Source organism: Pseudonocardia sp., from assembly GCF_025465255.1.
Classification (GTDB): domain Bacteria; phylum Actinomycetota; class Actinomycetes; order Mycobacteriales; family Pseudonocardiaceae; genus Pseudonocardia.
In genome coordinates this window covers 60,345-73,186 of record NZ_JAODNI010000121.1, presented here as the reverse complement: position 1 = coordinate 73,186, position 12,842 = coordinate 60,345, and the positions used below count along the sequence as shown (strand labels likewise).

Genomic DNA, 12,842 nt, shown 5'->3' with positions numbered 1-12,842 from the left:
CGTGCGGTCGTACAGCTCGCTCACGACTCCACCAGCTTTCCGTACGCGTCGGGGCGGCGGTCCCGGTAGAAGGCCCACTGCTGACGCACCTCGTCGATCAGGTCCAGGTCCAGGTCCCGGACCACCAGCTCCTCGTCCGTGCCGGAGGCGACCTCGCCGACGAACTGCCCGCGCGGGTCCACGAAGTAGCTGGTGCCGTAGAAGTCGTTGTCCCCGTACTCCTCGACGCCCACCCGGTTGATCGCGGCGACGAAGTACTCGTTCGCGACGGCCGCGGCGGGCTGCTCCAGCTTCCACAGGTGCGCGGAGAGTCCGCGGCTGGTGGCCGACGGGTTGAAGACGATCTCGGCCCCGGCCAGGCCCAGCGCGCGCCAGCCCTCGGGAAAGTGCCGGTCGTAGCAGATGTAGACGCCGACCTTGCCGGCCGCGGTCTCGAAGACCGGCCAGCCGAGGTTGCCGGGCTTGAAGTAGTACTTCTCCCAGAAGCCCTTGACCTGCGGGATGTGGTGCTTGCGGTACTTGCCCAGCACCGTGCCGTCGGCGTCGATCACGACCGCGGTGTTGTAGTAGTTGCCCGCGCTCTCGATCTCGAAGACGGGGACGACGAGCACCATCCCGGTCTCCTTCGCCAGCGCCTGCATGCGCACCGTCGTCGGGCCGTCCGGGACGGGCTCCGCCCAGCGGTAGTGCTCCGCCTCCTGCACCTGGCAGAAGTACGGCGCGTTGAAGACCTCCTGGAAGCCCATGACCTTCGCGCCCTGCTCCGCCGCGGCGCGGGCGTAGGACTCGTGCACCTCGATCATCGACGCGGTGTCGCCGGTCCACTTGGTCTGCACGATCGCGGCCCGGACCGTCCTCTCGGGCCCTGCACTGTCGGACACGCCGGCTCCCCTCGTCCACGGAGCCCTGAACCCTCGCGCTCGGAACGGGTGGAGCGCAAGACCCGACATGAAGCTGTCACCTCCGGGCCCGTTCGGTGATCGACAGCCTGTGATCGAACCGTGGGATCGACGGTGCAGTGGGAACCCGTTCGTAACCCGACCGTCATCCGCGGCTCGGAGTATTCGCCTACTCGTCCGGGTGAACGCCCGGCGCACGACGGGGGGACGGCGATGAGGAGCAGGGCGCGCACGGTCCTCACGACCGCCGCCGCCTTCGTCCTGCTGGTCGCCGCGTGGGAGCTCGCCAAGCTGGTGCTGCCGGCCGCGGGCGTGACCGTCGGCGGGGTCCGGCTGCTGCCGCGCACCGACGACGCAGCGATGCCGCACGTCTGGACGGTGCTCGCGAAGCTCGGTGCGCCCGAGGTCGCGGGTGCCGCGGATCCCCGGTCGATCGGGGTGGCCGTCGCGTCCGGGGCGTTGTTCACCCTCGGGCTCGCGCTCGGCGGCCTGGTGCTGGGCGGGATCGGCGGGGTGCTGCTGGCCCTGCTCATGCAGCGATTCGCGCTGGCCGAGCGGGCGGTGCTGCCCTACGTCATCGCGTCCCAGACGGTTCCGCTGATCGCCATCGCACCGCTCGTCGCGGGTTGGGGCGGCAAGATCGCGATCGCGGGCTGGGCGTGGCAGCCGTGGGCCAGCGTCATGGTCATCGCATCCTACCTGGCGTTCTTCCCGATCTCGGTCGGCATGCTGCGGGGCCTGAGCTCCCCGCCGAAGGCGGACGTCGAGCTGTTCCACAGCATGGCCTCGGGCTGGTGGACGACGCTGCTGCGGCTGCGGCTGCCGGCGTCGGTCCCGCACCTGGTCCCGGCCGTGCGACTGGCCGCGGCGGCCGCCGTCGTCGGCGCGATCGTCGCGGAGATCTCCACCGGGACCCGCGGCGGGATCGGAAGGTTGATCATCGAGTACGCACAGTCGGCGACGGGCGATCCCTCGCAGATGTACGCCGCGATCCTGGGGGCGGCGGTGCTCGGGCTGGTCGCCGCGGGCGCGGTCGGGCTGCTCGACCTGGGGCTGCGCCGATACCGCGGGACTGTTTCATGACAGCCGTCTCCCTGAGCGGCGTCGACAAGTCCTTCGGCGAGGTCCGGGCCCTGGACGGCATCGAGCTCACCCTGGGCGACGGCGAGTTCGTCTCGTTGATCGGCCCGTCCGGCTGCGGCAAGTCGACGCTGCTCCGGGTGGTCGCGGACCTCGAGCAGCCGACCGCGGGCACCGTCGAGGTCGCCGGGAAGTCCGCCCACCGGGCGCGGCTGGACCAGGAGTACGGCATCGCCTTCCAGCAGTCCGGGCTGCTGGAGTGGCGCACGGTCGCGGAGAACGTCGAGCTGCCGCTGCAGGTGCACGGGATGGCAAGGGCCGAACGCCGGGCGCGGGCCGCGGAGCTGCTGGAGCTCGTCGGGCTGGCGGACTTCGCAGGTTCCCGGCCCAGCCAGCTCTCCGGCGGCATGCAGCAGCGCGTCGCGATCGCGCGCGCCCTGGCCCCGAGCCCGCGGCTGCTGCTGATGGACGAGCCGTTCGGTGCCCTCGACGAGATGACGCGCGAGCGGATGCAGGCCGAGCTGCTGCGGATCGCGGGCGAGTCCGGGGCGGCGGTCCTGTTCGTGACGCACTCGATCCCGGAGGCCGTCGTGCTGTCCGACCGGGTGGTCGTCATGTCCCCGCGGCCGGGGCGGATCACCGAGATCGTCGACGGCCGGCGGCCGCGTCCCGGCGAGGCGACCGACCTCGCCCCGGACGACGTCGAGGACGTCCGCGAGTCCGGCGCCTTCTTCTCCGCGATCACCGCGGTCCGCGAGGCGCTGCGCAAGGGCGACGCGGTATGACCGGCCGCGCGACGACGGCCCGGGTCGCCGCCCCGGTGGTCTTCGGGATCGCGGTCCTGGTGCTGTGGCAGGTGGTCGTGACGGCCGCGGGGGTGCCCGCGTTCCTGCTGCCGGCGCCGAGCGCGATCGCGACCCAGATCGGCGCCCAGTTCCCCGTGCTGCTCGCCACCGCCGGGATCACGGGTGGGAACGCCCTGGTCGGACTGGTCGCGGGTTTCCTCGCCGGGGTCGTGCTGGCGGTCCTGGCCGCGGGGTCACGCCTGGTCCAGGAGCTCGTCACCCCCGTGGTGCTCGCGGCGAGCGCGGTCCCGATCGTCGCGCTGGCGCCGGTGTTCACCACGATGTTCGGCTCGACGACCGAGATCCCGCGACGCCTTGTCGTCACCGTCGTCGTGATCGTGCCCGTGTTCGTCTCCACCCTGCGCGGCCTGCGCCAGGTGCAGCCGGTGCACGCCGAGCTGATGGCCTCCCTGGCGGCGACGCCGTGGCAGCAGGCCAGGTTCGTGCGGTTGCCCGGCGCCGTCCCGTACGTGATGACGGGCCTGCGGCTGGCCGCCCCCGCGGCGGTAGTCGCCGCGATCGTCGCGGAGTACTTCGGCGGCCTGCAGAACGGGCTTGGCAGCCGGATCTCCTCCGCGGCCGCCAACACCGCCTACGCCCGCGCGTGGGCCTTCGTCGCCGCCTCGATCGCCCTGGGGCTGCTGTTCTTCCTGGCCGGCCTGCTCGTCGAGCGCCTGGTCACCCGCACCCGCACCAGCCGCTGAAACCGACCCCCGGAGGTCCCCGGTGTCCCGATTCGCAGGATCCAGATCCTTCCCGGCCCGACGGTCCTGGCGGGTGGCCGCGGTGGCCGCGGCGCTCACCGTCACGGCCGCGGCATGCTCCACCACCCCAGCCGGGGACAGCAGCTCCGGCGCCTCGACGGCGCCGGGTGCCCTGAAACCGGTCACGCTGCAGCTGCAGTGGTTCACCCAGGGCCAGTTCGCCGGCTACATCGCCGCCGCGGACCAGGGCTTCTACCGGGAGCAGGGCCTGGACGTCACCTTCAAGGAGGGCGGCGTCGACATCGTCCCGCAGACCGTGCTGGCCCAGGGCCAGGCGGACTACGCGATCGCCTGGGTGCCCAAGGCGCTGGCGTCGCGCGAGCAGGGGGCGGCGATCACGGACGTGGCCCAGGTCTTCCAGCGCTCCGGGACCAGGCAGGTGTCGTTCGCGACGGAGAACATCACCGCTGCGGCCGAGCTGAAGGGCAAGAAGGTCGGCAACTGGGGCTTCGGCAACGAGTTCGAGCTCTTCGCCGGCATGACCGACGCCGGGATCAAGCCGGCCACCGACGTCACGCTCGTGCAGCAGCAGTTCGACATGCAGGCGCTGCTGTCCGGGGAGATCGACGCCGCGCAGGCCATGTCCTACAACGAGTACGCGCAGGTGCTCGAGGCGACGAACCCCGCCACCGGGCAGCTCTACCAGCCGGGCGACTTCTCGATGATCGACTGGAACGACGACGGCACCGCGATGCTGCAGGACGCGATCTGGGCCAGCACGGACAAGCTGTCCGACCCGGCCTACCAGGACCAGACGACGAAGTTCGTCGCCGCGTCCCTCAAGGGCTGGGCCTACTGCCGGGACAACGCGGCGTCCTGCCGGGACATCGTCGTGAAGGCGGGCTCGAAGCTCGGCGCGAGCCACCAGCTCTGGCAGGTCAACGAGGTCAACAAGCTGATCTGGCCGTCGCCGGCCGCGGGCGTCGGCACCATCGACCAGGCCGCCTGGGACCAGACCGTGAAGGTCGCCCGGACCGCCGTGAACGCCGACGGCCAGACGGTGCTGACCAAGGACCCGGACCCGCAGGCGTACACCAACGACTACGTGACCAAGGCCGTGGAGATCCTCAAGGGCCAGGGCGTGGACGTCGTGGGGACGAACTACCAGCCCGAGACGGTCACCCTGAACCCCGGAGGCAACTAGCCGCGCTCGGCGGCGGGGACGGTGATCGCCCCGCCGCCGGGCTCACCCCTTACCTGCCCGGATGATCCGTCCCTCCGCCATGATCCCCGCGACGTCGCCGACCAGCGGGCGGCCCAACCCCTGCGCCACGGCGCCCGCGGACTCGGTCGCGACCTCCCAGCCCAGCTCGCGGAGCCGGGCCGTGCAGTCCGTGCGGGGCTCGCGGTTCCAGAGCGCGACGATGTCCATGCCCAGGCTCTCCGCGGAGCGGGTGACGACAGGGTGCCCGTCGATCGCCTCGACCTGATCCTCGCCGACGGCCTCGACCGCGAGCGTGCTCCCGGGTGCGGAGAGCCGGTCGATCGTCTCGAACAGCGCTTTCTCCGCCTCGGCGGGCAGGTAGGGGAGCAGGCCCTCGGCGAGCCACGCCGTCGGCGCCGCGGGATCGAACCCGCGGTCCAGCAGGGCCGACGACCAGTCGTCCCGCAGGTCGACCGGCACGGTGCGGCGGTCCCCGGAGGTGTCCCCGCGGGAGTCGATCACCTCCTGCTTGAACGCCAGTACCCGTGGCTGGTCCACCTCGAACACCGTCGTCCCGGACGGCCACGGCAGCCGCAACGCCCGCGCATCGAGGCCGGCGGCGAGCACCACCACCTGCCGGGCCGCCCGGACGCCGTCGAGCAGGGCGTCGTCGAACACCCGGGAGCGGACGGCCATGTAGTCGGTCATCGGGAGCCAGAGCTCCGCGTCGTCACCGACGTCGTCCGCGCCGGCGGGGAAGTCCACCGAGGGATCCACCGACCGGGCGGCGCGCACGAACTCGGCGGCCCACCGGTCGTGCACGAGGGCGTCCGGCCGGCCGGCCTCGACGGCCCGGGCGGCGGCGACCGCGAGGGCCGTCAACCCCACGCCGTTCGTGATGTCCCACTGGTCGTGCACGCGTGGCCTCCCGGAGGTCGTGAGCATTGCTGACGACCTCGACCCTGGCAGCCGGACCCGGTTCGGGACAGGGGCATCTGGCCTTCCGGCCCGGAACGGGTGTAGAGATCGACGGGTGTTGACTCGAGGTGCGGTGCTGCGTGAGGTTCCCGGTCGGTTCGAGGTCGTCGAGCTGGAGGTGGACGATCCGCGGCAGGGCGAGCTGCGGGTGCGGATGGTCGCGTCCGGGCTCTGCCACTCCGACGACCACCACGCCACCGGGGACATGAAGGTCGGCATCCTGCCGTTCGCCGGCGGGCACGAGGGCGCCGGGATCGTCGAGGCCGTCGGGCCGCACACGCCGGGCTTCGCCGAGGGCGACCACGTCGTCTTCTCGTTCCTGCCCTCGTGCGGGCGGTGCCGGTGGTGCGCGACGGGCCACCAGAACCTGTGCGACATGGGGGCCTCGCTGGCCACGAACGCCCGCTGGGAGGACCCGACGAGCTTCCGGCTCTCCCTGGACGGCGCACCGGTCGGCCAGATGTGCGGCCTCTCCACGTTCTGTGAGCACACGACGGTCTCGACGGCGTCGGCGGTGAAGGTCGACCCGTCGATCCCGCTCGAGGTCGCATGCCTGACCGGGTGCGGCGTGGGGACGGGCTGGGGTGCGGCGGTGAACTCCGCGGAGGTCCGGCCCGGGCAGGTCGTGATCGTGATGGGCGTCGGCGGCATCGGCATCAACGCGGTGCAGGGCGCTGCGCACGCCGGGGCGTCGGCCGTCATCGCCGTCGACCCCGTCGAGTTCAAGCGGACCTCGGCGCTGGGCCTCGGGGCGACGCACGCCGTCTCCGAGATCGCGGAGGCGGCGGAGCTGGCCCGGTCCCTGACGAGCGGGCAGGGCGCGGACGCCGTGATCGTCACCATCGGCGTCGTGACCGGGAAGCACGTCGGGCAGGGTCTCAAGGCGGTCCGCAAGGCGGGGACCTGCGTCGTCGTCGGGCTCGGGGAGGCCAGGACCCGCGAGGGCGACATCCCGCTGACCGAGCTGGTGCTGTTCCAGAAGCGGCTGCAGGGCTCGCTGTTCGGCGCCGGCGCGCCCACTGCGGACATCCCGGCGCAGCTCGAGCTCTACCGGCGGGGCGCGCTCAAGCTCGACGAGCTGATCACCACCCGCTACTCCCTCGACGAGGTCGCGAAGGGCTTCGACGACATGCACGCGGGCCGCAACCTGCGCGGCGTGATCGTGTTCTGACCTGGTGATCTTAACGGGTGTTCTGCAGACCACACTTCCGGACGGTCAACTCTGACTGTTTCGCTGCTAGCGTCACCGGCAGGCGACGGAGCCGCGTGCGCGGAGGCCGTCGGAGTGGGCCGGACCGATCCAGGCCAGAGGCAGAGGAGCCAGGGCGTGCGAGACGCAGTCATCGTTGAAGCGGTACGAACCCCCGTCGGCAAGCGGAACGGCGGTCTGTCCGGGATCCACCCGGTGGACCTGTCCGCCCACGTGCTCCAGGCCCTCGCCGAGCGCAGCGGCGTGGACCCGGCCGTGATCGACGACGTGATCTGGGGCTGCGTGTCCCAGGTCGGCGAGCAGACCTTCGACATCGCCCGGAACGCGGCGCTGGCCGCGGGCTGGCCCGAGACCGTCACCGGCGTGACCGTCGACCGGCAGTGCGGGTCGTCGCAGCAGTCCGTGCACTTCGCGGCGGCCGGCCTGATCTCCGGGCAGTACGACGTCGCCGTCGCCGGTGGCGTCGAGTCGATGAGCCGGGTCCCGATGGGCTCCGCGGTCGCCGACAAGAACCCGTTCGGCGAGCGCTTCATGGCTCGTTACAACGGCCGGTTCCCGAACCAGGGCGTCGGCGCCGAGATGATCGCCGAGCAGTGGGGCTTCACCCGCACCCAGCTCGACGAGTTCTCGATCGCCAGCCACGAGAAGGCCGCCGTCGCGCAGGACGAGGGCCGCTTCGAGGGCCAAATCGCGCCCGTCACCCTGCCGGACGGCACCGTCGTCAGCCAGGACGAGGGCATCCGCCGCGGCGGCACCGTCGAGGGCCTGAGCAAGCTGAAGACCGTGTTCAAGCCCGAGGGCGGCACCATCACCGCGGGCAACTCGTCGCAGATCAGCGACGGTTCCGCCGCGCTGCTGATGACCACCTCGGAGAAGGCCGCCGAGCTGGGCCTGACCCCGATCGTCCGCGTGCACACCGCGGTCCTGGCCGGTGCGGACCCGGTGATCATGCTGACCGCCCCGATCCCCGCCACCCAGAAGGCGCTGGCCAGGTCGGGCCTGCGGGTGGACGAGATCGGCGCCTACGAGGTCAACGAGGCGTTCGCCCCGGTGCCGCTCGCGTGGCTCTCCGACATCGGCGCGGACGCCAAGTCGCTCAACCCCAACGGGGGAGCGATCGCGCTCGGCCACCCGCTCGGCGGTTCCGGTGCCAGGATCATGACGACCCTGATCCACCACATGCGGGACAACGGCATCCGCTACGGCCTGCAGACGATGTGCGAGGGCGGCGGCCAGGCCAACGCCACCATCCTCGAACTGCTCTGACCCCTGTGCGCGTGAAACCTCGTTCTAACGAGGTTTCCCGCGCACAGGTACCGATCACCTGGAGGTTCGTTCCCCCGATGGACATCAACGGTTCGGTCGCGCTGGTCACCGGCGGGGCCTCGGGCCTCGGCCTGGCCACCACCGAGAAGCTGCTCGACGCCGGCGCGAGCGTCGTCATCCTCGACCTCAGGAACTCCGAGGCCGTGGACAAGCTGGGCGACAGGGTCCGGTTCGTCGCCGGCGACGTGACCAGCGAGGACTCCGTCAAGGAGGCCCTGGACGTCGCCGCGGAGCTGGGCACGCTGCGCGTCGCGGTCAACTGCGCCGGCACCGGCAACGCGATCAAGACGATCGGCAGGAAGGGCCCGTTCCCGCTCGCCGACTTCAACCGCATCATTCAGATCAACCTGGTCGGCACGTTCAACGTCATCCGGCTGGCCGCGGAGCGCATCGCTCAGGCGGACCCGATCGACGGCGAGCGCGGCGTCATCGTCAACACCGCGTCGGTCGCGGCGTTCGACGGGCAGATCGGGCAGGCGGCCTACTCGGCGTCGAAGGGCGGCGTCGTGGGCATGACGCTGCCGATCGCGCGGGACCTGGCCGGCGCCATGATCCGGGTCTGCACCATCGCGCCCGGCCTGTTCGACACCCCGCTGCTGGCCGGCCTGCCGGAGGAGGCCAAGGCCTCGCTCGGCGCCCAGGTTCCGCACCCGGCCCGGCTGGGAAGCCCGTCGGAGTACGGCGCGTTGGCCGCGCACATCGTGGCCAACCCGATGCTGAACGGTGAGGTCATCCGGCTCGACGGCGCCATCCGCATGGCGCCCCGCTAGCGGCCGCACCCACCCTCCGCCCGACGACCCGGAAGGACTCCCATGAAGCGCAGCCTGTACGAGAGCGACCACGACGCGTTCCGGGAGTCCTTCCGGAAGTTCGTCGAGCAGGAGATCGTGCCGCACGACGATCGGTGGGCGAAGGACAGCATCGTCCCGCGCGAGCTGTTCGCGACCGCCGGGAAGTCCGGCTTCCTCGGCATCGACGTGCCGGAGGAGTACGGCGGCGGTGGGGTCAAGGACTTCCGGTTCAACGCCGTGATCACCGAGGAGTTCATGCGCTCGGGGGCGGCGGCGGCCGGGCTGGGCCTGACCCTGCACAACGACATCTGCATGCCGTACTTCCTCGCGTACTGCACGGAGGAGCAGAAGCAGCGCTGGCTGCCCGGCATCGTCTCCGGCGAGCTGATCAGCGCGATCGCGATGACCGAGCCGGGCATCGGCTCGGACCTCGCCTCGATGTCGACGACGGCCCGGCGCGAGGGCGACCACTACGTCGTCAACGGCGCCAAGACGTTCATCACCAACGGGATCAACTCCGACCTGGTGATCACCGCGGTCAAGACCGACCCGTCGCAGAAGCACAAGGGCATCTCGCTGCTGGTGATCGAGCGCGGGATGGAGGGCTTCGAGCGCGGCCGCAACCTCGACAAGCTCGGCCAGCACGCCCAGGACACCGCGGAGCTGTCGTTCACCGACGTCCGGGTCCCGGTCGCGAACCTGCTCGGCGAGGAGGGGAAGGGCTTCACCCAGCTCGTCACCAACCTGCCGCAGGAGCGCCTCTCCATCGCCGTCGCCGGGGTCGCCGCGTCCCGGGCCGCGCTGGGCTGGACCCTGGACTACGTCAAAGAGCGCAAGGCCTTCGGCTCGCCGATCGGCTCGTTCCAGAACTCGAGGTTCGTCCTCGCCGAGCTCGACACCGAGATCGACATCGCCGAGCACTACGTGGACGACTGCATCCGCGCCCTGAACGCGGGCGAGCTCACCGCCGTCGACGCCAGCAAGGCGAAGTACTGGTGCACCGAGCTGCAGGGCCGGGTCGTCGACAAGTGCCTGCAGCTGCACGGCGGCTACGGCTACATGAACGAGTACCCGATCGCGAAGGCGTACGCCGACGCCCGCATCACCCGCATCTACGGCGGCACCACCGAGATCATGAAGGAGGTCATCGGCCGTAGTCTCGGCCTGTGATCGCCGCATGACGTCAGGGAATCCATGACTTCGGGAGCCGAGCCCAGGACCCGGGCGCAGCGCACCTCCGACAGCCGCGCCCGGATCCTGGACGCCGCCGTGAGCGCCCTCGTCGAGGGCGGCTACTCCGGCGCGACCACGCTCACCATCCAGGCCCGGGCCGGGGTCTCGCGCGGCCGGCTGCTGCACCACTTCCCGTCGAGGGACCTGTTGCTCGTCGCCGCGGCGCAACACCTGGCCGTCAAACGCGTGCAGGACACCGAGGACCGGCTCGCCCTGCTGCTCGACGGCCACCCACCCACCGACGTGTGGCAGCGCGCCGACCGGGTGATCGAGTCGTTGTGGGAGAGCTTCACCGAGCCGCACTTCTGGGCGGCCATCGAGCTGTGGACCGCGGCCCGTGCCAACCCGGAGATCGCGGACGCGCTGCGGCCCGAGGAACGCACCCTCGGCGCGGCGATCCGCGCCTCGATGACCCGGATGTTCGGCGACGAGCTCGCCTCGCGACCCGGGTTCACCCGCCTGCGGGACCTGTTGTTCACGAGCATGCGCGGCACCGCCATGACCTACACGTTCGATCCCCGGGATCCCGCGACGGACCCGATGGTCGCGCAGTGGCAGGAGCTCGCCCGCACCCTGCTCGACGGGCCCGCTGCCGCCCGCTGACCCGGTTCCCTGAGGGGGGCCGGGCATCCTGCCATCCTGCCATCGTGGTGCTCCTGTCACCAGGTGTGATCCCGCTTTCCGCCGGTCGGCCGCGTCCCGCGCGGCAACCGGGTTTCCGTCGCTGCGTGAAGATCACCCGCCCGGTGGCGTAGTGCATCCTCACTATTGGTTAGCCTGCCCTGAGTAAGGCTGCCGTGACCCGTACCCCGTCGGGGTGCCGAGAGGATGACGATGAGCGAGCCGCACACCGAGCGCACGACCGGGGACGTCGCCGGGATCGAACACGTGGACGTCGTGGGCATCGGGTTCGGGCCGTCGAACCTCGCGCTGGCCGTCGCGATCGAGGAGCACAACGGGGCCGTCGGGGAGGGCGCGCGGCTCACGTACTGCTTTGTCGAGCGGCAGGACCGCTTCGGGTGGCACCGCGGCATGCTGCTCGAGGACGCCACGATGCAGATCTCCTTCCTCAAGGACCTGGCCACGCTGCGCAACCCCACGAGCCGGTTCAGCTTCCTGTCCTACCTGCACGCCCGGGACCGGCTGGTCGACTTCATCAACTACGGCAGCGTGTTCCCCACGCGCCTGGAGTTCCACGACTACCTCGAGTGGGCCGCGGGGAGCTTCACGGAGCGGGTGCACTACGGCGCGGAGGTCACCGAGGTGGTACCGGTCCGCGAGGCCGCCGGGGAGCCGGTCGGCCTGGTCGACGTCGTCGCGAGCCGCGCGGACGGCGCGCCGGTCCGGGTCCGGGCCCGCAACGTCGTGCTCGCGACCGGCCTGACCCCGAACGTGCCGCGCGAGGCCGTCCTGGGCCGGCGCGTCTGGCACAACCGGGACCTGCTGACCCGCATCCCCGAGCTCGCCGGGACCACCCCGAAGCGGTTCGCCGTGGTCGGCGCGGGGCAGAGCGCGGCCGAGACGGTCGACTACCTGCACCGGACGTTCCCGGACGCCGAGGTCTGCGCGGTGTTCGCCCGCTACGGCTACAGCCCGGCGGACGACAGCGCGTTCGCGAACCGGATCTTCGACCCGTCCGCCGTCGACGACTTCTACGACGCCCCCGCGGACGTCAAGCAGAGGATCATGGGTTACCACGGCAACACGAACTACTCCGTGGTCGACCCGGAGCTGATCGAGGAGCTCTACCGCCGGCACTACCACGAGCGGGTCGCGGGCCGGGAGCGCCTGCAGTTCCACAACGTGTCCCGGGTGGCGGACGTGGTCGACATGGGGGACCGCGTCGAACTGGCCGTCGAGTCCCTGATCGACGGCTCCCGCGAGGTGCTGGCGGCGGACGTCGTCGTGTACGCGACGGGCTACCGCTCCAGCGACCCCCTCTGGCTGCTCGACCCGGCGCTGGCCGGCGCGTGCGCCCGGGACGAGGCCGGCCGGCTGCAGGTGCTGCGGGACTACCGGATCGCCACCCACCGCGCCGCCGGCGCCGCCCCGCTCTCCGCCGGGATCTACGTCCAGGGCGCCACCGAGCACACGCACGGCATCACCTCGACGCTGCTGTCCACGGTCGCCGCCCGCTCGGGCGAGATCGTGGACTCCCTGACCGGCGCGCTCGTGCCGGACGCCGGGCCCGCCGAGCCGATCCGTGGCGAGGCGCCGGCGGACCCGGTGGCCACCACCGCCCGCTGAGCCCGGCCCCCACCCCCGCACGCACGATCTCGGGAGACTCCTGTGTCCACGAACCCCTTCGACGACGAGAACGGCACGTTCCACGCGCTGGTCAACGACGAGGGCCAGTACTCGCTCTGGCCCACGTTCGTCGACGTGCCGGCGGGCTGGACCGTCGCGCACGGCCCGGCGAGCCGGGCGGAGTGCCTCGAGCACGTCGAGGCGAACTGGACGGACCTCCGTCCCCGCAGCCTGGTCGAGCGTTCGAGCCGCTAGCCCACTCGGCCCATCCTCTTCGATCGAGAACCGCGGGCCCGCCGGCCGCGCGGTGGGAGAACTGTGACCC

General features: G+C 71.6%; 13 protein-coding genes. 11 read left to right on the top strand and 2 right to left on the bottom strand.

Going from position 1 to position 12,842, the window contains the following annotated elements; all coding sequences use genetic code 11:
* Positions 1-20 precede the first annotated feature (20 nt).
* A complete protein-coding gene (locus tag JWP64_RS14635) occupies positions 21-881 on the bottom strand; it encodes a nitrilase-related carbon-nitrogen hydrolase (protein WP_297496678.1) in 861 nt (286 codons plus the stop codon).
* 231 nt (positions 882-1,112) lie between these two features.
* Here JWP64_RS14635 and JWP64_RS14630 point away from each other — a divergent pair, with 231 nt between their 5' ends.
* The 4 genes from JWP64_RS14630 (at position 1,113) to JWP64_RS14615 (ending at position 4,732) form a co-directional block, all read left to right on the top strand.
* The gene (locus tag JWP64_RS14630) at positions 1,113-1,982 is read left to right on the top strand and encodes an ABC transporter permease subunit (RefSeq protein ID WP_297496676.1); all 870 of its coding nucleotides are present in this window, start codon (positions 1,113-1,115) and stop codon (positions 1,980-1,982) included.
* Positions 1,979-2,764 carry an ABC transporter ATP-binding protein gene (locus JWP64_RS14625; protein ID WP_297496674.1) on the top strand — a complete coding sequence of 262 codons (786 nt, stop codon included), beginning with the start codon at positions 1,979-1,981 and terminating at the stop codon, positions 2,762-2,764. Before JWP64_RS14630 ends, JWP64_RS14625 begins: the two co-directional genes overlap by 4 nt.
* Positions 2,761-3,528 (top strand): ABC transporter permease subunit, encoded by a 768-nt coding sequence (locus JWP64_RS14620; protein ID WP_297496672.1) that lies wholly within the window; start codon positions 2,761-2,763, stop codon positions 3,526-3,528. The genes JWP64_RS14625 and JWP64_RS14620 overlap by 4 nt, the downstream gene beginning before the upstream one ends.
* 73 nt (positions 3,529-3,601) lie before the next feature.
* The gene (locus tag JWP64_RS14615) at positions 3,602-4,732 is read left to right on the top strand and encodes an ABC transporter substrate-binding protein (RefSeq protein WP_297496669.1); all 1,131 of its coding nucleotides are present in this window, start codon (positions 3,602-3,604) and stop codon (positions 4,730-4,732) included.
* A 42-nt stretch (positions 4,733-4,774) separates the two neighbouring features.
* Here the strand turns inward: JWP64_RS14615 and JWP64_RS14610 are convergent, their stop codons facing one another.
* Positions 4,775-5,677, bottom strand: a complete 903-nt coding sequence (locus JWP64_RS14610; protein ID WP_297496667.1) for an SAM-dependent methyltransferase — start codon at positions 5,675-5,677, stop codon at positions 4,775-4,777.
* A gap of 88 nt (positions 5,678-5,765) precedes the next feature.
* On the opposite strand from JWP64_RS14610, the gene JWP64_RS14605 reads away from it, so the two are divergent.
* The 7 genes from JWP64_RS14605 (at position 5,766) to JWP64_RS14575 (ending at position 12,772) form a co-directional block, all read left to right on the top strand.
* On the top strand, positions 5,766-6,881 hold the full coding sequence (locus JWP64_RS14605; protein WP_297496665.1) for an NDMA-dependent alcohol dehydrogenase: 1,116 nt from the start codon (positions 5,766-5,768) through the stop codon (positions 6,879-6,881).
* Between the two features lie 156 nt (positions 6,882-7,037).
* On the top strand, positions 7,038-8,186 hold the full coding sequence (locus tag JWP64_RS14600) for a thiolase family protein (protein WP_297496663.1): 1,149 nt from the start codon (positions 7,038-7,040) through the stop codon (positions 8,184-8,186).
* Between the two features lie 77 nt (positions 8,187-8,263).
* Positions 8,264-9,016 (top strand): 3-hydroxyacyl-CoA dehydrogenase, encoded by a 753-nt coding sequence (locus JWP64_RS14595; protein WP_297496661.1) that lies wholly within the window; start codon positions 8,264-8,266, stop codon positions 9,014-9,016.
* Between the two features lie 42 nt (positions 9,017-9,058).
* Positions 9,059-10,207, top strand: a complete 1,149-nt coding sequence (locus JWP64_RS14590; RefSeq protein WP_297496659.1) for an acyl-CoA dehydrogenase family protein — start codon at positions 9,059-9,061, stop codon at positions 10,205-10,207.
* A 24-nt stretch (positions 10,208-10,231) separates the two neighbouring features.
* Positions 10,232-10,873: a TetR/AcrR family transcriptional regulator gene (locus tag JWP64_RS14585; protein ID WP_297496657.1), complete on the top strand. Its 642-nt coding sequence runs from the start codon at positions 10,232-10,234 to the stop codon at positions 10,871-10,873.
* Between the two features lie 231 nt (positions 10,874-11,104).
* Entirely contained in the window at positions 11,105-12,517 is a 1,413-nt protein-coding gene (locus tag JWP64_RS14580) for a lysine N(6)-hydroxylase/L-ornithine N(5)-oxygenase family protein (RefSeq protein ID WP_297496655.1), read from the top strand.
* Between the two features lie 42 nt (positions 12,518-12,559).
* Positions 12,560-12,772, top strand: a complete 213-nt coding sequence (locus tag JWP64_RS14575; RefSeq protein WP_297496654.1) for an MbtH family protein — start codon at positions 12,560-12,562, stop codon at positions 12,770-12,772.
* Positions 12,773-12,842: the final 70 nt, after the last annotated feature.